The 16,894-nt window shown below is 58.9% G+C and carries 18 protein-coding genes; 8 read left to right on the forward strand and 10 right to left on the reverse strand.

Annotated features, from left to right (window positions below; genetic code table 11):
* Window positions 1-3 precede the first annotated feature (3 nt).
* Entirely contained in the window at window positions 4-627 is a 624-nt protein-coding gene (locus ACIOMO_RS08075; protein ID WP_159815634.1) for a response regulator transcription factor, read from the reverse strand.
* Between the two features lie 409 nt (window positions 628-1,036).
* Window positions 1,037-2,191, reverse strand: coding sequence for a class C beta-lactamase (gene ampC / locus ACIOMO_RS08080; RefSeq protein ID WP_401239981.1), 1,155 nt, complete (start codon window positions 2,189-2,191; stop codon window positions 1,037-1,039).
* A 172-nt stretch (window positions 2,192-2,363) separates the two neighbouring features.
* Between ampC and ACIOMO_RS08085 the strand changes: the two genes are divergently transcribed.
* Both ACIOMO_RS08085 and ACIOMO_RS08090 read left to right on the forward strand, forming a co-directional pair.
* Window positions 2,364-3,236: a LysR family transcriptional regulator gene (locus ACIOMO_RS08085; protein WP_401239779.1), complete on the forward strand. Its 873-nt coding sequence runs from the start codon at window positions 2,364-2,366 to the stop codon at window positions 3,234-3,236.
* Between the two features lie 190 nt (window positions 3,237-3,426).
* Window positions 3,427-3,657, forward strand: coding sequence for a hypothetical protein (locus ACIOMO_RS08090; RefSeq protein WP_401239781.1), 231 nt, complete (start codon window positions 3,427-3,429; stop codon window positions 3,655-3,657).
* Between the two features lie 123 nt (window positions 3,658-3,780).
* Here the strand turns inward: ACIOMO_RS08090 and ACIOMO_RS08095 are convergent, their stop codons facing one another.
* On the reverse strand, window positions 3,781-4,674 hold the full coding sequence (locus ACIOMO_RS08095) for a DMT family transporter (RefSeq protein WP_401239783.1): 894 nt from the start codon (window positions 4,672-4,674) through the stop codon (window positions 3,781-3,783).
* Between the two features lie 102 nt (window positions 4,675-4,776).
* Between ACIOMO_RS08095 and ACIOMO_RS08100 the strand changes: the two genes are divergently transcribed.
* Window positions 4,777-5,643, forward strand: coding sequence for a LysR family transcriptional regulator (locus ACIOMO_RS08100; RefSeq protein WP_401239983.1), 867 nt, complete (start codon window positions 4,777-4,779; stop codon window positions 5,641-5,643).
* Window positions 5,644-5,871: 228 nt separating this feature from the next.
* Here the strand turns inward: ACIOMO_RS08100 and yegQ are convergent, their stop codons facing one another.
* Window positions 5,872-7,209, reverse strand: coding sequence for a tRNA 5-hydroxyuridine modification protein YegQ (gene yegQ, locus ACIOMO_RS08105; protein ID WP_401239786.1), 1,338 nt, complete (start codon window positions 7,207-7,209; stop codon window positions 5,872-5,874).
* Window positions 7,210-7,402: 193 nt separating this feature from the next.
* On the opposite strand from yegQ, the gene ACIOMO_RS08110 reads away from it, so the two are divergent.
* Window positions 7,403-8,464, forward strand: a complete 1,062-nt coding sequence (locus tag ACIOMO_RS08110; RefSeq protein WP_159815807.1) for an AI-2E family transporter — start codon at window positions 7,403-7,405, stop codon at window positions 8,462-8,464.
* Here ACIOMO_RS08110 and ACIOMO_RS08115 read toward each other — a convergent pair.
* From ACIOMO_RS08115 to ACIOMO_RS08125, 3 genes are all read right to left on the reverse strand, one after another.
* Window positions 8,461-8,643, reverse strand: coding sequence for a hypothetical protein (locus tag ACIOMO_RS08115; RefSeq protein WP_212545703.1), 183 nt, complete (start codon window positions 8,641-8,643; stop codon window positions 8,461-8,463). The two genes, ACIOMO_RS08110 and ACIOMO_RS08115, sit on opposite strands and share 4 nt — an antisense overlap.
* 103 nt (window positions 8,644-8,746) lie before the next feature.
* Window positions 8,747-8,941 (reverse strand): hypothetical protein, encoded by a 195-nt coding sequence (locus ACIOMO_RS08120; protein ID WP_053121828.1) that lies wholly within the window; start codon window positions 8,939-8,941, stop codon window positions 8,747-8,749.
* Between the two features lie 224 nt (window positions 8,942-9,165).
* Window positions 9,166-9,519 (reverse strand): hypothetical protein, encoded by a 354-nt coding sequence (locus tag ACIOMO_RS08125; protein ID WP_053121826.1) that lies wholly within the window; start codon window positions 9,517-9,519, stop codon window positions 9,166-9,168.
* Between the two features lie 257 nt (window positions 9,520-9,776).
* On the opposite strand from ACIOMO_RS08125, the gene ACIOMO_RS08130 reads away from it, so the two are divergent.
* Together ACIOMO_RS08130 and ACIOMO_RS08135 are read left to right on the forward strand one after the other, a co-directional pair.
* Window positions 9,777-10,595: a shikimate 5-dehydrogenase gene (locus ACIOMO_RS08130; protein WP_053121824.1), complete on the forward strand. Its 819-nt coding sequence runs from the start codon at window positions 9,777-9,779 to the stop codon at window positions 10,593-10,595.
* A gap of 190 nt (window positions 10,596-10,785) precedes the next feature.
* On the forward strand, window positions 10,786-11,304 hold the full coding sequence (locus ACIOMO_RS08135; protein WP_401239793.1) for a cupin domain-containing protein: 519 nt from the start codon (window positions 10,786-10,788) through the stop codon (window positions 11,302-11,304).
* Between the two features lie 133 nt (window positions 11,305-11,437).
* On the opposite strand, the gene ACIOMO_RS08140 is transcribed toward ACIOMO_RS08135, so the two are convergent.
* On the reverse strand, window positions 11,438-12,085 hold the full coding sequence (locus ACIOMO_RS08140) for a YceH family protein (RefSeq protein WP_401239795.1): 648 nt from the start codon (window positions 12,083-12,085) through the stop codon (window positions 11,438-11,440).
* Window positions 12,086-12,211: 126 nt separating this feature from the next.
* Between ACIOMO_RS08140 and ACIOMO_RS08145 the strand changes: the two genes are divergently transcribed.
* Window positions 12,212-12,721 carry a DUF1993 family protein gene (locus ACIOMO_RS08145; protein WP_053121818.1) on the forward strand — a complete coding sequence of 170 codons (510 nt, stop codon included), beginning with the start codon at window positions 12,212-12,214 and terminating at the stop codon, window positions 12,719-12,721.
* Window positions 12,722-13,048: 327 nt separating this feature from the next.
* Here the strand turns inward: ACIOMO_RS08145 and sstT are convergent, their stop codons facing one another.
* A complete protein-coding gene (gene sstT / locus ACIOMO_RS08150; RefSeq protein ID WP_401239798.1) occupies window positions 13,049-14,281 on the reverse strand; it encodes a serine/threonine transporter SstT in 1,233 nt (410 codons plus the stop codon).
* Between the two features lie 337 nt (window positions 14,282-14,618).
* On the opposite strand from sstT, the gene ACIOMO_RS08155 reads away from it, so the two are divergent.
* Complete coding sequence (locus ACIOMO_RS08155; protein WP_212545706.1) at window positions 14,619-15,782, forward strand: MFS transporter; 1,164 nt, start codon at window positions 14,619-14,621, stop codon at window positions 15,780-15,782.
* Here ACIOMO_RS08155 and nhaR read toward each other — a convergent pair.
* Window positions 15,777-16,676, reverse strand: coding sequence for a transcriptional activator NhaR (gene nhaR / locus ACIOMO_RS08160; RefSeq protein WP_212545707.1), 900 nt, complete (start codon window positions 16,674-16,676; stop codon window positions 15,777-15,779). The two genes, ACIOMO_RS08155 and nhaR, sit on opposite strands and share 6 nt — an antisense overlap.
* Between the last annotated feature and the right edge of the window lie 218 nt (window positions 16,677-16,894).

The following is a 16,894-nucleotide window of genomic DNA, read 5'->3' on the forward strand; positions in this document are numbered from 1 at the left end:
CGCTCAGACCAGATGATTGCGTTTGGCGAACTCGACCAGATCAAGCAGCGTGTGGGTGTCGAGTTTTTGCATCAGGCGGGTCTTGTAGGTGCTGATGGTTTTGTTGCTGAGCAGCATGTCGTTGGCGATCTGCATGTTGGTCTTACCCTGCGCCAGACCGTGCAAGACTTTGAGTTCGCGGCGGGTGATGGTGTCGATGCGCTTGGCGTCGTCCTGGGTGTATTCACTGTGATTGACCGAATCCAGCGTCCCCGGCGGAAACCAGCGTTCGCCATTGGCCACGGCTTTAAGTGCGGTGAGAATCTCCCTCGGATCATCGCCCTTCGACAGATAACCCGCCGCCCCGGCGCGCAGGCATTGCGTGGCGTAGGCCATACTTTTCAAACCGGTGTGTACCAGCACGTGCGCCGTACTGCCGCCGATGCGCAAACGGTCGATCACCGCCATGCCGTCGAGTTGCGGAATGTCCAGATCCAGCACAATCGCATCGGGTTGCAGCTCGAACGCCTTGCTCAAGGCATCGACGCCGTTGTCGCACTCAGCCACCACCACATGGCCTTCGCGCGCGAGAATCATCGCGATTGCCATGCGCACCACAGCGTGATCATCGACCAGCAGCACTTTCATCGATCAGTCCTCAAGCCCGGTTTCAGCATAGCCCGCACGCCGGGAAGAGCACGGCGCGGGCGCGACCGCGAAAAAAGAGCGCGATGCTACTTGGTTTGAGGGGGGATGCAAGAAAAGAGGACTGCACGAATGACAATGGCTACCCCAGCCTTTGTGGTGAGGGGATTCATCCCCGATGGAGTGCGAAGCACTCCCAAAACCGGACGCCCCGGTGAGTCAGAAAAAACAGGGTTCTCTTTTGGGGCCGCTGCGCAGCCCATCGGGGATAAATCCCCTCACCACAGGGATTAGTTTCACAGGGGATCAGTGTCACCAGGGATCAGTGTCACTAGGGATTAGTGCCACCAGGGATCAGTGTCACTAGGGATCAGTGTCACTAAAGGGAGTACCACAGGTTTGGTGCCTGCCTTTATCGAGTAATTGCACTCAGGATCGTATGCGCAATCTTCACCCGCTCGGCATTCGGGTAGTTCTTGTTCGCGAGGATCACAATGCCGACATCCTTCGATGGCACGAACGCCACGTACGCGCCGAAGCCTCCGGTTGCGCCGGTTTTGTTGTACAGCACGTTCTGCGGCTCGGGTTGCGCCGGGGTCAGCCATTGCACTTTGTGCGCTTGCAGCGCCATCGGGTTCGAATTGCCGTTTTGCAGTTTTTCCAGACTGATCGGATAGGCGTAACGCTCCCAACCCAGACCCTGGGTCATGTCACCGACGGTGTAGTAACCGGTGTGCGTGGCGGCGACGGCTTGTTGCAGGGGCTGTTTCAGGCTGGCCGGTTTCAGGTTCGCTTCGACGTACCGCAGCAGGTCGGCGGCGCTGGTTTTGATGCCGTAGGCTTCAGCGTCCAAGGCGCCGGGGCCAACACGCACCGGTTGGTTTGCGCTGTTGTAGCCTTGGGCGTAGAGGTTGGCTTCGGACTCGGGAACGCTGAGGAATGTGTGCTGCAAACCCAGTGCTGGCAGCAGGGTTTGGGTCATCGCCTGATCAAACGACTGACCGAGGTTCTTCGCCGTCAGATAACCAAACAGTCCCAGACTTGGATTGGAATACAGGCGATGGCTGCCCGGTGAATACAGCGGTTTCCACTGCTGGTAATAGCCGAGCATCTTGTCCGCCGAATCGGCTTCAGCGGGAAATTGCAGTGGCAGACCACCCGCGCTGTAAGTGCCCAGTTGCAGCACGCTGATGTTGTCGAATGCGCTGCCGTGCAGCTCAGGCCACAGCGAGCTGGCCTTGCTCGACAGATCCAGTTTGCCCGTCGCCTGCGCATAACCGGCCAGCGTTGCGGTGAAGGTTTTGCTCACCGAACCGATTTCAAACAGGGTGTTTTCGCTGACCTTCAGCCCGCTGTGCTTGTTGGCGACGCCGTAGTTAAAGTAATGCGGTTGGCCATTAACAGTCAGGGCGATGGCCAGGCCTGGAATGTTCTGCTGCTGCATCACCGGCGTGACGGCAGCGCTGACCAAGGCTTGCAGTTGTGCATCGGTTGGCGCAGCAGCCGAACAGGCAGCCGCGCCGAAGCAAAGTCCAAAAGCGCTGTAGGAAAAGAGTTTGCTCGGCATGATTGAACGCATAAGTGAACCACTCTCCATGAGTGTTGATTATTCTATCCCGCTACACTGCGGACGATTTCCCGTTCGGGCGGCTGATCAGCGCGGCCAATTTAGGCAGTCCGGCGCCAATCGACAAACGATGAAATCTCGCATGAGCCATTAGAAAAATTTGGGACTGGGCATGATTCGACCGCAATTGCCGCTGAACGCACTGCGCGCATTCGAAGCTTCGGCGCGCCATCTGAGCTTTACCCGCGCGGCGGTGGAGTTGTGCGTGACCCAGGCTGCCGTCAGCCATCAGGTCAAAAGCCTTGAGGCGCAACTCAACGTAACCCTGTTCAAACGCCTGCCCCGTGGGCTGATGCTGACCGGCGAGGGCGAAACGCTGTTGCCGGTCTTGAGCACGTCGTTTGATCACATCGCGCAAATTCTTGAACGCCTTGCCGACGGACATTATCGCGAAATGCTGACCGTGGGCGCGGTCGGCACGTTCGCCGTGGGCTGGTTGATGCCGAGGTTGGCGGACTTCCGGGCGAAACATCCGCTTATAGATTTACGGCTGTCCACTAACAACAACCGTGTCGATGTCGCGGCAGAGGGGCTGGATTACGCGATCCGGTTTGGCGCGGGAGCGTGGCATGGCATCGAGGCGACACGCTTGCTCGACGCGCCGCTGTCGGTGTTGTGCGTGCCGGAAATCGCCCGGCAATTGCACGCGCCTGCGGATTTGTTGCAGCAGACATTGTTGCGTTCCTATCGCACCGATGAATGGCCGGAATGGTTTCACGCGGCGGGCATGGCGACCCACGCAGCACCGCCGCAGAGCATCGTGTTCGACTCGTCGCTGGCGATGATGGAAGCGGCGTTGCAGGGCAGTGGTGTGGCATTGGCGCCACCGCTGATGTTCGCCCGGCAACTGGCGGCGGAGACGATCTGCCAGCCGTTCGCGATTGAAATCACCACCGGCAGTTATTGGCTGACACGATTGCAATCACGCCCGGAAACGGCGGCGATGGAAGCCTTCAAATCATGGCTGCAGAACGCTTCCTTGTAGGAGCAAAGCTTGCTCGCGAAGACGGCAGCGGATTCAACCATGATGTTGTCTGCCAGGACGCTTTCGCGAGCAAGCTTTGCTCCTACAGGTCATGGTTTGCGCCGTTGGTCTGTTCGATAGCACCCGTCGTGCGCCACCGTTTCCAACGTGTACGACCCGGGTTTTCCGGGCCTCCTTGGTGAGGTGTGTCATGGCTAACGATCTGCTGTTTCAGGGTGATGTACTTCCAACCGATCCAACCCAACCGGTGCCCGGTACCGATGAGCCGACATTGGGAGATCATGATTCACCGATGGGCATGCCACCAGGGCGCGATCCGCTGAGCGATGGCGACCGGCCTGACGACTGGAAGGATCCGGCTGCCGACGACGATGTGCCGCCAGCGGATGAGCCAACGCCGTTGTCGGACGATCGACGTTAACTGATGGGCTGTTTGTCCCGGCCCCATCGCGAGCAAGCTTTGCTCCCACAATGAACAGTGGCATCACCACTGACTTGTAGGAGCCGAGCTTGCTCGCGAAGGCGGCATCAGCCCCAACATCGATTATCGATTAAACCCCGCAACCCGAATCACGACCCGCTGCTCAAGATTCAACGCCAATACCCCGATCAACACCACCACCGACCCCACGAGCACCATCACCGTCGGCCGCTCGCCCAATCCTACCGAAGCAATCGCCATCGCCGTCGGCGGGATCAAATACAACGTCATCGTCGCCCGGCTCAGATCCACATGCTTGAGCACGAACCCCCATGCCAGATACGCCAGCGCACTCGGAAAAACCCCCAATGCCAGCACCGCCCATTGCACCCGTAGCGGCGCTTTCATCACGGCATCGCCCAGCCCTGGCAGATAAATCAGCAACAACAATGTCCCCGACCACACCGCATAGCACGCCAGACTAAAGCCGTCATAGCGCCGCGCATGATGCTTTTGCAAAGCGAAATACAGGCTCCACGACACCGCCGCCAACAAAATCAACAACCCATGCGCGTCGATATCGCCCAGGCCTTTGTCGCCACTGACCACAATCACCACGCCGACAAACCCGAGCAGCACGCAGCCCCAACGCCAAACACTGACCTGATCCTTGAACACAAAACGCGCCAGCAACGTGCTGAACAACGGACTCGACTGCGCCAACACACTCGAAGCGCCGGCACTGACGCTTTGCTGGCCAATGTTCAGGGCCACGTGATGCAGGCTCACAGCAAAAAATCCCAGCGCAAACAGCAACGGCACATCAGCCAGGCTCGGCAGGCGAATGCCTTTGAACGCGGCAATCACCGCCATAAACACCGACGCCAGCAGAAAACGCAGCAACGCCAGATGCCCGGGTTCATAGGCTTGCAGGCCGATGTGAATTCCTGTGGGCGAATACGCCCAGCAGCCGACGACAAACGCCATGGCCAGAATGATTTTGCAGGGAGTGGGCATGATCGAAGCACCGAAAGGTTTTGATGCGCCGAGTATCCGGGCGCTCAATCATTCGCCACAACTGACTTATACTGCGCTGAATGTTCACTCAGAGTGATGATTATGGAGCTGGCGCAGATTCGCATGTTCAAGACCGTGGCCGAACTCGGCAGCATCGCCCGAGCGGCGGAACAGCTGTTTTGCGTGCCCTCGAACATCACCGCGCGGATCAAGGCGCTGGAGGCGGAATTGGGTGTCGCGCTGTTTTTGCGCGAAGGTCGCGGACTGCGGATCAGTGCGGCGGGGCAGACGTTTCTGGCCTACGCCGAGAAAATTCTGGCGCTGACGGCGGAAGCCAAACGCGCCGTCGACCCGGCGGCCGAGCCGTCCGGCCCATTGCGCATCGGCGCCATCGAATCTTCGGCCACCGGCCGCTTGCCACGCCTGCTGGCGAAGTTTCACAAGCGCTATCCGCGCGTGGCGCTGGAACTGACTACGGGGACTTGGGGGCAGTTACTTGACGACACTGTCAGTCATCGTCTGGATGGCGCGATCGTCGCGGTGGATGTCGAGCGCTCGCAACTCAAGCGCACACCGATGTATCGCGAAGAGTTGCTGTTGATTGCTTCAACCTCGTTCGGGCCAGTGCGCGGGATTGAGGATTTGCAGGACAAAACCGTGTTCATGTGGCCGCAGGGTTGTCCGTATCGGGCGGCGCTGGAGCATTGGTTGTTGCGGCAGGGGCAGGCGTTGCCGATTGTCAGCCTGGCGAGTTACGGGGCGATAGTCGGCTGTGTGAGTGCGGGGGCGGGGGTGGCGTTGGTGCCTAAAGGCGTGTTTGAGCAGTATGCGAAAGGGGCTGGGTGTGTGGGCTATGAATTTGCCGAGCTGACGGCCGTCGACAATCTGTTTTACTGGCATGAGAACGCCGGAGTGCATCCGGCGCGAGAGGCGTTTGTGGCGATGTTGCGGGAGGAATTTTCGGCTTAGGAGAGGCTTCCCTCACCCCAGCCCTCTCCCGGAGGAAGAGGGGGCCGACCGAGGTGTCTGGCGTCAAACATCGACCTGAAGCATCGAGTCGATTATGGATTCAGCAAAGCAGAAAAAAACCAGTCAATTTCGGATTCAGTAAAGGAATCCCATGTCGGTGTACCACCCCAATATCCCCCAATCAGTCCCCTCTACCTCTGGGAGGGGGCTAGGGTGAGGGTCGCTTTTTCAGGCCACCGCCAAATCCCGCATCAACAAGCCAAAGCGCAAATCCACCGCATCCGGAATCGGCAAATACACCGTGTGCCCATCCCCCGGCGCCACCTCGATCACGCCGCCCTGAGCGTTGTGCAACTCATGCAGATCAAAGTGAAAGTTGCCCTTGGGCGTCATCAATTCCAGATGATCACCGACCGCAAAACGGTTCTTCACCTTGACCTCAGCCAGCCGATCACGCCGCTCCCCGGTCAGTTCACCGACAAACTGCTGGCGCTCCGACACCGAGCTGCCGTGCAGATAATTCTGATACTCGTCATGCACATGCCGGCGCAGAAAACCTTCGGTGTAACCGCGCTGGGCCAGTGACTCCAGATCCGTCATCAAACTGCGATCGAACTCGCGCCCGGCCACCGCATCATCAATTGCCCGGCGATACACCTGAGTGGTGCGCGCGCAATAGAAGTGCGATTTCGTCCGACCCTCGATTTTCAGCGAATGCACGCCCATGCGTGTCAGCCGTTCGACATGCTGCACCGCGCGCAGATCCTTGGCGTTCATGATGTACGTGCCGTGCTCGTCCTCGAACGCCGGCATCAATTCATCCGGGCGATTGGCCTCCTGCAACAGAAATACCTGATCGGTAGGCGTGCCCATACCGAGGGTGGGCTCGGGCTCAAAGGTCTGCACGATCTCGCCGAGCTGATTTTCCGTGGCTTGCTGCGCCGAGTATTTCCAGCGGCAGGCGTTGGTGCAGGAACCCTGATTGGCGTCGCGCTTATTCATATAGCCCGACAACAGACAGCGCCCGGAATAAGCCATGCACAACGCGCCGTGGACGAACACTTCCAGCTCCATGCCCGGCACTTGCTGGCGAATCTCGCCGATCTCTTCCAGCGACAATTCTCGCGACAGAATGATCCGGCTCACCCCCTGCTGTTGCCAGAACTCGACACTCGCCCAGTTCACCGTGTTGGCCTGCACCGACAGGTGAATCGGCATCTGCGGGAAGTGCCGACGCACCAACATGATCAGCCCCGGGTCGGACATGATCAGCGCATCCGGCGCCATCTCGATCACCGGCGCCAGATCCTTGAGGAAGGTTTTCAGTTTGGCGTTGTGCGGCGCGATGTTGACCACCACGTAGAAGCGCTTGCCCTGCGCCTGCGCCTCTTGAATGCCCAGCGCCAGATTGGCGTGATCGAATTCGTTGTTGCGCACCCGCAGGCTGTAACGCGGCTGACCGGCGTAGACCGCATCGGCACCGTAGGCGAAGGCGTAACGCATGTTTTTCAGGGTGCCAGCGGGAGCCAGCAGCTCGGGCGCGGCGAGGGGCAGGGTAGGCGTCATGGTGGAGTCGGTCGCAAAAGCCCGGCAGGTTAGTGCAGACGTCGGTGCGGGTTATTGATCTGCGTCTACGTTTGCGCGGCCGGCACTCAGGCGCAATCCGCAACTATGCTCAATAAATAAAGATGGCACTCGCGCGCGCGCCGGCTGACTAAGCATCGGGGCGTGCATGGCGCCTGACTGACATGGATCGGACATGAACGCAAAAAGTCTTCAATTCAAATCGCTGACAGTGCTGCTGCTGTTGGTCACCGTGGCCTTTATCTGGATTCTGTTGCCGTTTTACGGCGCGGTGTTCTGGGCGGTGATTCTCGGGATTCTGTTTGCGCCGATGCAGCGCCGCATACAGGCAAAATTCGGCTGGCAGCGCAACTTCACGTCGCTGTGTACGCTGAGTATCTGTCTGGTGATCGCAATTTTGCCGGTGATCATTCTCAGCGTGTTGCTGGTACAGGAAGGCGCGACGGTCTACAAAAACATCGAAAGTGGCGAGTTGGACATCGCCGCGTATCTGGCGCAGTTCAAACACAGTCTGCCGCCGTACTTTCAGCATTTGCTCGATCGCTTCGGCATGGGCGAGCTCAACGGTTTGCGCGAGAAAATCGTCAAAGCGGCGATGCAGGGCAGCCAGGTGCTGGCCAGTCAGGCGTTCAGTTTTGGCCAGGGTACGTTCGAGTTTGTGGTGAGTTTTTTCATCATGCTGTATCTGCTGTTCTTTTTCCTGCGTGACGGTGCCGAACTGGTGCGCAAAGTGCGCATCGCCGTGCCGCTGGAGGAAAACCACAAACGTCGCTTGCAGCTGAAATTCAACCGCGTGGTGCGGGCGACGGTAAAGGGCAACCTGGTCGTGGCGATCACGCAGGGCGCGTTGGGCGGGGCGATTTTCTGGTTTCTCGATATCCCCAGCGCGTTGCTGTGGGCGGTGTTGATGGCGTTTCTGTCGCTGTTGCCGGCGGTGGGCGCGGGGATTGTCTGGGCGCCAGTGGCGGTGTACTTCCTGCTCAGCGGGATGATCTGGCAAGGCGTGGTGCTGGGGTTGTTCGGGGTGTTTGTGATCGGTCTGGTGGATAACGTGTTGCGACCGATTCTGGTCGGCAAGGACACACGCATGCCCGATTACATGATTCTGATCTCGACCCTGGGCGGTCTGGCCGTGTTTGGCCTCAATGGTTTCGTGATCGGTCCGTTGATCGCTGCGCTGTTCATGTCGAGCTGGGCGCTGTTCATTGAGACCAAGCCGAAAGTTCAGCTGCCTTAAGCGTGGAACGGCGCGCTGGCGAGTTTCTCAGCCTGCGCCTGAGCGGCTGGCAATGAAGCGAGCGGGCCGCTGATCGGTTCGCCGTTGCGCATCAGGTACCAGCAGGCGAGCAAACCCGACGCTCTGAGCGAGGCGGGAACGGCGCTGCCGATAACGGACATGATTTGAACCTGAGCCATGACAAGTACCTCCAGTGATCTATGGAGCTACCTTAGGGACTCGATGGTTTAACGGACAATCAACGTTTTCGATAGTGGTCATTGACGCCAATGAGGTTTGGCGTCAGTCCACCACTTGATCGAGCATGTGCATGACTTCGCGCTCGTTGAGCAGGCCCTTGTGCACCAGATTCTCTGCCAGTAACGAGAGAAACTTGGCGCAGCGGTGACCTTCCAGGTGCTTGAGTTCGGTGAGGGTGTTGTACACCTTGCCCGAGGTGCATAAACCGACAATGCGGTGGGGGTTCTGTGTTGGCATGGCTCGTCCTTGTTTTTATCAACCTGTTGTTTACGGACGGATTCAGCTTGCGGTTCCGTCATGACAAAAAGATGACCGTTGTGTGTTCAGCTTCAACGATTCCTGATTGATCATGACGACTTTAGCCTTTGAAACTGTCCTCACAGCGACCTTGGCGAGATTTTTTCAGACGATGGCCGACAAACGGTCAAAAAAAAGCCCCGCTTCAATAGCGGGGCTCTGGTTTACCAGCGACCGTAATGCGGAGGATACGGACGACCGTAATAGCCGCGTGGTGGCCCGTAATACACCGGGGCCGGCACGTAAACCGGTTGTTGCACATAAACCGGCGCCGGTTGGTAGTAGACCGGTGGCGGCGGTTGTTGCACATACACCGGAGGCGGTGCGGCATACACCGGCGCTTGCTGCACGTACACCGGACGGTTCTGGTTGATAAGCGCCGAGCCAATGATGGCCGAGCCAACGATTGCGCCAAACACCGCCGGGCCTTGCCAGTAATTGCCACCGTGGGCTTGCGCTTGCCCCGTAACAGCAAAAGCACCGATCAACAGGGCCACTATGGGGAGTTTACGAATCATGATAATTCCTCGGTTCTTCAACCCGTCGTCCAGGCCTGCAATAGGCTCATGAACGTCACGGGGATACTTCTAAGACAGCGAAATTCTGAAATTCAGCACAGCCGCCAGGTAAATTTTGTGTAAGGTCTGTAACGGTTTCTTTACCGGGCATTCGACCCTTGTGGCGAAGCCTGTGCAGACACGTCGATATGATCGAACAGACCCGATGGAATGGCTAATCCCGTCCATCCGAAAGTGCGTTTAGAAGGAGAAGTTTCATGCAGATGAACCCGAACAAAGACACCCAATTGTGCATGTCCCTGTCCGGGCGCCCCGGCAACTTCGGTCTGCGGTTTCACAACCACTTGTATGAGCAGTTAGGCCTGAATTTCTATTACAAGGCGTTCAGCAGCCAGGATCTGACCGGCGCTGTCGGCGGCATTCGTGCGTTGGGCATTCGTGGTTGCGGCGTGTCAATGCCGTTCAAGGAAGCCTGCATTGCGCTGGTCGATGAGCTGGATGCGTCGGCGGCGGCGATCCAGTCGATCAACACCATCGTCAACACGGCCGGGCATCTCAAGGCTTACAACACCGATTACATCGCCGTGGCGCAATTGCTGGAAACCCACGCCGTGCCGAAAGAATCGACGTTTGCCCTGCGCGGCAGCGGTGGCATGGCCAAAGCGGTGGCCAGTGCCTTGCGCGATGGCGGATACAAAAACGGTCTGATCGTGGCCCGCAATGAACGCGCCGGACGTGCGCTGGCGGACTCGCTCGGTTATCGCTGGCAGGCAGAATTGGGCGATGAACGGCCTCAGATGCTGATCAACGTGACGCCGGTGGGCATGGACGGCGGGCCGGAGGCGGGGCAACTGGCGTTTGAGCCTGAGGTGATCAAAGCGGCGCAGACGGTGTTTGATGTGGTGGCGATTCCGTCGGAGACGCCGTTGATCGTGCGTGGCCGCGCGGAGGGTAAGCGGGTGATTACCGGGCTGGAAGTGATCGCGATTCAGGCGCTGGAGCAGTTTGTGCTGTACACCGGGGTGCGGCCGAATGAGGAGCAGTTTGCGGCGGCGGTGGCGTTTGCGCGTAGCTGATTGCACGGTTTTGTAGCGGCCTCACCGGCCTCATCGCGAGCAGGCTCACTCCTACAGGGGAACGCATTCCAATTGTAGGAGTGAGCCTGCTCGCGATGGCCGCGACACGGTTCCAGATCAGACTTTTGCCTATACTGCTCATCCAGCAAGCACAGACTTGCCCCCAATAAAAACCATGACCGAGGCCCCCATGCATCCGCCCATCCTCAACCTGCATCAGGTCGAACTCGAGCCCTTACCCGAAGCCCTCGCCCCTGAAGGCGAAACCGCGGGCCGCTATCAGCAACGCATGGCGCGGGTCGGTCAGCAGCTTGGCTCACAGAAACTCGGCTATCGCCTCTACGCCTTGCCACCCGGCATGCGCGGCAGTCCGTTTCACAGCCATCGGGTCAACGAGGAAATGTTCTACGTGGTGGCCGGGGAGGGCGAGGTGCGTCTTGGTGCCGAACGCTTTCCGATTCGCGAGGGTGATGTGATTGCCTGTCCACCGGGTGGACCGGAGAAGGCGCATCAGATCATCAATACCAGTCAGGCTGAATTGCGTTATCTGGCGGTGAGCACCCAGCAACAGCCGGAGATCTGTGAGTATCCGGATTCGAATAAATACGCGGTGATGGATAACTTCACGGTCGATGCCGAGGGCAATGCCTCAGGTTTCGTCGCCGTGGCGCGACAGGCGGATGGCGTGGATTACTGGGACGGCGAATAGCCCACAGATCCTGAATTGACGCACAACCCTGTAGGAGTGAGCCTGCTCGCGATAGCGGTGTGTCATTCAAAGATAATGTGACTGACACACCGCTATCGCGAGCAGGCTCACTCCTACAAGGGGTTTATGTTGGTTATTCGAGGCGCGCCAGGCGCTCTTCCAGCGCGGCAATGCGTGCTTCCAGCTCTTCGATACGCTCAAGCGAAACACCGCCACTCGCACCACGTTCCTGCGGATTACTGCGCGCCGCCAGAATCGCCTCGATATCCCCCGGATCGCCCAGCGCATGGGTATAGCGATCCTCGCGCTGCCCGGCCTGACGTGGAATCAACACCGCCAACCCGCGCGCGATCAGGCGCTCAAGTTGATGCACCACCTGCTCGGCATCTTCGAAATCGTGCATGCGGCCGCTGCGGGTCAGCAGTTCGTTGACGGTTTGCGGGCCGCGCAGAAACATCAAACCACTGAGAATCACCTGCGCCGGCACCAGTTCCAGCGCCTTGTCGACCTTGTGCTCCCAGCGGTCGGCGCGGCTGCCCATGACCAGTTTGGCGAAACCGCGACCTTCGAGGGCGCGCAGGCTCTGTCCGACCTGGCCCTGGGTCAGGTTCATCACCGGTTCGCGGCTGGTTTTCTGGTTACACGCCGTGACCAATGCGTTGAGGGTCAGCGGATAGGTTTCCGGGCTGGTCGCCTGTTTCTCGATCAACGAGCCGAGGATGCGGATTTCCGTGGCGTTGAGCCGTGGCTCGTCGAAGGTGGATTCTGGTTCTGTGGTCATCGCGCGTTCCCTCTGCAGTCGAAGCCGCCTAGCCTAATCCTTGCCAAACAAAAGGCAAGCCGTGCGGTCATCAAAGCATGGCTATAATCGCCTCCTTGTTCCACCCAGCCACCACACGAGACTGCCATGACCATTTCCCTGTACGCCGCATCCGTCCCGGTTTTTCAACAAATGCTCAACGCCCTGAGCGATGTGCTGAAAAAGGCTGAAGCCCACGCCACCGAGAAAAACATCGACCCGAACGCGTTCCTGCAAGCGCGTCTGTTCCCGGACATGTTCCCGCTGACCCGTCAGGTACAGATCGCCGTCGATTTCGCCAAAGGCGTTTCCGCGCGTCTGGCTGAAGTCGAACTGCCGAAGTACGACGACACTGAAACCTCCTTCGCCGAGCTGCAAGCGCTGATCGCCAAGGTCTTGGCCTTCATCGGCGAGATCAAGCCAGAGCAGATCGATGGCAAGGAAGGCATTGAAATTGTGACCCGTCCGGGCACGCCGAAAGAGAAGCGCTTCAGCGGTCAGTCGTACTTGCTGACTTACGGCCTGCCGCAGTTCTTCTTCCACGTCACCACCACGTATGCGCTGCTGCGTCATAACGGTGTGGAAGTGGGCAAGCGCGATTACATGGGCGCGTTCTAAGCGGCCAGAAGCCCCTCACCCTAACCCGCTGCTGGAGGGAGAGGGGACTGACGGAGTTGTTTGTTCGAGCTGCACCGACCTGAAATATCAAGTCGAACACTCGTTTTGAACAGCACACAGATCAGCTCCCTTTCCCCTCGCCCCCTTGGGGGAGAGGGTTGGGGTTGAGGGGGAAAAGATCTCCGCCACAAAAAAGCCCGCCAAGGTTCACACCATGGCGGGCTTTTTGTTTTTTGTAGGAGTGAGCCTGCTCGCGATGGCGTTGTGTCATTTAACGATGATGTTACTGACACAACGCCATCGCGAGCAGGCTCACTCCTACAGGGGTCATGCGGTGCGTTGGGCTTTCTCTTCTTCACCCAGGCAAGCCGCTGCGGTAAACAGCACGTCCGTCGAAGAATTCAACGCCGTCTCCGCCGAATCCTGCAACACGCCAATAATGAAACCGACCGCCACCACCTGCATGGCAATCTCGCTCGGAATCCCAAACAGGCTGCACGCCAGCGGAATCAACAGCAGCGAACCACCCGCCACACCCGAAGCGCCGCACGCACAAATCGCCGCGACCACGCTCAGCAGAATCGCCGTCGGAATGTCCACGGCAATGCCCAGTGTGTGCACCGCCGCCAGCGTCAGCACGGTAATGGTGATCGCCGCGCCGGCCATGTTGATGGTCGCGCCGAGCGGGATCGACACCGAATACGTGTCTTCATGCAGGCCCAGACGCTTGCTCAATTCCAGGTTGACCGGAATGTTCGCCGCCGAGCTGCGGATGAAGAACGCGGTAATACCGCTTTCGCGCAGGCACATCAGGGTCAGCGGGTACGGGTTGCGACGCAGTTTCCAGAACACGATCAGCGGGTTCATCACCAGCGCCACAAACAGCATGCAACCGAGCAGCACGGCCAGCAGGTGCGCATAACCGATCAGCGCGCCGAAACCCGAGGTCGCCAGCGTCGACGCCACCAGACCGAAAATACCCAGCGGTGCGAAGCGAATCACCACGCGCACGATCAAGGTCACGCCGTTGGACAAATCACCGAGCACTTCACGAGTGGTGTCGCCAGCATGCCGAATCGCCACGCCCATGCCGATCGCCCAGGCCAGAATACCGATGAAGTTGGCTTCGATCAGCGCCTTCACCGGGTTTTCCACCACGCTCAGCAGCAGGCTCTGCAACACTTCACCAATACCGCCCGGCGCCGTCACCGCAACGTTTTCGGTGGACAGCACCAGATGCGATGGAAACGCCATGCTCGCGACCACGGCCACTACGGCGGCGGCGAAGGTACCCAGCAAGTACAGGAACAGAATCGGGCGAATATGGGTTTCCTGACCGTGCTTGTGGTTGGCGATCGAGGCCATCACCAGCACGAACACCAGAATCGGTGCGACGGCTTTCAACGCCGAGACAAACACTTTGCCGATGAACGCTGTGTCTTTCGCGACTTCCGGGGCGAACAGCGCCAAAGCGATACCGGCGATCAGGCCGATGAGGATCTGCGCGACGAGGCTCAGGTTCTTCAGGCGTTGCAATAGAGAAGGGGAGGAAGCAGTCATAACGGCATCTCTGATTTTTTATAGGCGCAAGGTTGAGTGAACGCGCTGGCAAATTCGGGGGCAGACCAGCTTCACGAACCGAAAGGGTGAGGCGATATCAACGCCGTTAAACGGGCGGTTGATCAGGGGTGTACGTTTTTCAGGGCGCGGACTTTATCACAGCGTAGGCGTTATCCTTCAGGCGTGTGACGATCTGCCACCCGATTGGCGGGCAAAGTCGGCAGGTTTGTGCAAGTCACTGCGGACACACTCTGTTAAGATTGCGCATCCTAATTTTAAAGTTCTGCCAGCGGGCCCTCGGGTCAACGCTGGTGTCGTCGTTTTGCTGGAGTTACCCATGCTGTTACCCATCCTTCTGTTGTCCGCCGCCGGTTTTACGGTGCTGACCACGGAATTCGTCATCGTCGGCTTGCTGCCGGCGATCGCTCGCGACCTTGAGGTCAGCATTCCGCAGGCCGGGCTGCTGGTGACGTTGTTCGCCTTCACGGTGGCGCTGTTCGGGCCATTCCTCACCGCGTATTTCGCTCGATTTGAACGGCGCAAGTTGTTCATCAGCATCCTGATCATGTTCGGCATCGCCAACACGGTTGCAGCATTGGCGCCGAATATCTGGGTGATGGCGTTTGCCCGATTGATCCCGGCCCTTGGCTTGCCGGTGTTCTGGGCTTTGGCCAGTGAGACTGCGGTGGACATCGTCGGCCCGGATTTCGCCGGTCGCGCGATTGCCAAGATCGGTTTCGGCATCGTCTGCGCCACGGTATTCGGCATTCCGGTCGGCACGCTGATTTCCGATGCGTTCGGCTGGCGCAGTGCCTTCGGCATTCTCGCGGTGATCGCGTTTGCCAAGGCTTTGCTGCTGTTTGTGTACCTGCCGAAAACCAGCCTGCACCAGCATCAGGTCAGCTTCGCGTCGCAATTCAAGATCCTGCGCAGCCCGCTGATGATCGGCCATATCGCCCTGTCGATTCTGGTGTTCAGCGGTATGTTTACCGCTTACACCTATCTGGCCGACATCCTTGAGCGCCTCGCCGGTTTCAACGGCACTGTGGTCGGTTGGTGCTTGATGGGCTTTGGTGCGGTCGGGCTGATTGGCAACTCGCTGGGCGGTCGCGCAGTGGATAAGCACCCGCTGGGCGCGTCGGTGTTGTTCTGCGCATTCATGATTGCCGGCATGGTCTCGCTGGTGCCGAACATTCATTCGCCAGTGGGCCTGGCGGTGGCGATGGGTATTTGGGGTATTACCCAGGCAGCGTTGTTCCTGGTCAGCCATGTGCGCCTGATGAAAGCCGCACCAGAAGCACCAGCCTTTGCTGCCTCGTTGAATATTGCCGGGGCCAATCTGGGGATTGGCCTGGGCGCCATGGTCGGTGGCCGGGTTATCGACGGTGCAGGTCTGGGCTTTCTCGGTTTTGCCGCCGCCGGTTTCATTTTGTTGTCGGTGTTTCTGGCCATGGTGTTGATGACGCTGAAGCCGCGCGAAGTCTGCGCCGAAGCGTCATAACGCGGTAAACAGCTCGCGTCGGGCACCTTCGGTAATCGCAACGATGCCGGGGTGCTTGACCTTGCGCTCCACCGAAATGGCGTAGAACGACTCGGTCACCGCGTCGGTCTGGCCAATCAACTCGACGCCGTATTGGCGCTTCACTTCATCGGCAATCACGCTCGGGCCAATAAAAATCCCGCTGCCGGATTGGCCGAAGGCCTGCATCAAGGCACTGTCATCAAACTCCCCAACGATTTGCGGCTGAATCTGCTGCTCGGCAAACCAGCGTTGCAAACGGCTGCGCACCACGGTTTCGGCGCCGGGAATCAATAGCGGCGCACCGTGCAGGCTGCGTGGGAAATCCTGACCGTACTTCGCCGCCAGTTCGGCGGTGGCGAAGAAACTGATCCCGCATTCCCCCAGCTTCTGGCTGTAGCCCTTGATGTCGAGGTGCGAGGGCATCGGGCTGTCGGAAATCACCAGATCCAGACGCTGGATCGCCAGGTCGGCGAGCAAACGTTCGAGTTTGTCCTCTCGGCAGGTGATGCGCAGCGGTTCGCTGAGCTCCATGGTCGGTGCGATCAGGCGATAAACGATGGATTTCGGCACCACGTCCGCCACGCCAACGCGGAACAGAATCTGCTGTTCGTTGGGCTGCGCGCGCAGCATCAGCTCCAGTTCGCCGCCGAGTTGAAACATTTGCTCGGCGTAGGGCAGGGCCTGACGCCCGGCTTCGGTCAACTCCAGTTGACGACCCACGCGCCGAAACAACTCTATGCCGTAGGTTTGTTCGAGCAGGGAAATCTGCCCGCTGATGGTCTGTGGCGTCAGGTTCAGCTGCTCGCACGCACGCACGATGCTGCCGGTCTTGGCCACGACCCAGAAGTAATGCAGTTGTCGGTAATTGAGCATCCGCCGCCCCCCGTGTAGGAGCTGCCGAAGGCTGCGATCTTCTGATCTTGCTCTTAAAAAAACATCAAAAGATCGCAGCCTGCGGCAGCTCCTACATTGAATAGTGTGTGAGTTCGTAAAAACCGAAGTATAGCCGCTAAAAATACGAATTTTCCTGAAGTGTTCACCTCCCTAGAATGCCCAGCCATCGACGGCCGGTCTGTGAGCCTGTCTGTTCA

The organism is Pseudomonas sp. NPDC087804, assembly GCF_044742965.1.
Classification (GTDB): domain Bacteria; phylum Pseudomonadota; class Gammaproteobacteria; order Pseudomonadales; family Pseudomonadaceae; genus Aquipseudomonas; species Aquipseudomonas rustica.

Bases quoted from the DNA above. Each gene is read 5' to 3' on its own strand.
- ACIOMO_RS08075 (WP_159815634.1), bottom strand. From the start codon at position 627: ATGAAAGTGCTGCTGGTCGATGATCACGCTGTGGTGCGCATGGCAATC.
- ampC (WP_401239981.1), bottom strand. From the start codon at position 2,191: ATGCCGAGCAAACTCTTTTCCTACAGCGCTTTTGGACTTTGCTTCGGC.
- ACIOMO_RS08085 (WP_401239779.1), top strand. From the start codon at position 2,364: ATGATTCGACCGCAATTGCCGCTGAACGCACTGCGCGCATTCGAAGCT.
- ACIOMO_RS08090 (WP_401239781.1), top strand. From the start codon at position 3,427: ATGGCTAACGATCTGCTGTTTCAGGGTGATGTACTTCCAACCGATCCA.
- ACIOMO_RS08095 (WP_401239783.1), bottom strand. From the start codon at position 4,674: ATGCCCACTCCCTGCAAAATCATTCTGGCCATGGCGTTTGTCGTCGGC.
- ACIOMO_RS08100 (WP_401239983.1), top strand. From the start codon at position 4,777: ATGGAGCTGGCGCAGATTCGCATGTTCAAGACCGTGGCCGAACTCGGC.
- yegQ (WP_401239786.1), bottom strand. From the start codon at position 7,209: ATGACGCCTACCCTGCCCCTCGCCGCGCCCGAGCTGCTGGCTCCCGCT.
- ACIOMO_RS08110 (WP_159815807.1), top strand. From the start codon at position 7,403: ATGAACGCAAAAAGTCTTCAATTCAAATCGCTGACAGTGCTGCTGCTG.
- ACIOMO_RS08115 (WP_212545703.1), bottom strand. From the start codon at position 8,643: ATGGCTCAGGTTCAAATCATGTCCGTTATCGGCAGCGCCGTTCCCGCC.
- ACIOMO_RS08120 (WP_053121828.1), bottom strand. From the start codon at position 8,941: ATGCCAACACAGAACCCCCACCGCATTGTCGGTTTATGCACCTCGGGC.
- ACIOMO_RS08125 (WP_053121826.1), bottom strand. From the start codon at position 9,519: ATGATTCGTAAACTCCCCATAGTGGCCCTGTTGATCGGTGCTTTTGCT.
- ACIOMO_RS08130 (WP_053121824.1), top strand. From the start codon at position 9,777: ATGCAGATGAACCCGAACAAAGACACCCAATTGTGCATGTCCCTGTCC.
- ACIOMO_RS08135 (WP_401239793.1), top strand. From the start codon at position 10,786: ATGCATCCGCCCATCCTCAACCTGCATCAGGTCGAACTCGAGCCCTTA.
- ACIOMO_RS08140 (WP_401239795.1), bottom strand. From the start codon at position 12,085: ATGACCACAGAACCAGAATCCACCTTCGACGAGCCACGGCTCAACGCC.
- ACIOMO_RS08145 (WP_053121818.1), top strand. From the start codon at position 12,212: ATGACCATTTCCCTGTACGCCGCATCCGTCCCGGTTTTTCAACAAATG.
- sstT (WP_401239798.1), bottom strand. From the start codon at position 14,281: ATGACTGCTTCCTCCCCTTCTCTATTGCAACGCCTGAAGAACCTGAGC.
- ACIOMO_RS08155 (WP_212545706.1), top strand. From the start codon at position 14,619: ATGCTGTTACCCATCCTTCTGTTGTCCGCCGCCGGTTTTACGGTGCTG.
- nhaR (WP_212545707.1), bottom strand. From the start codon at position 16,676: ATGCTCAATTACCGACAACTGCATTACTTCTGGGTCGTGGCCAAGACC.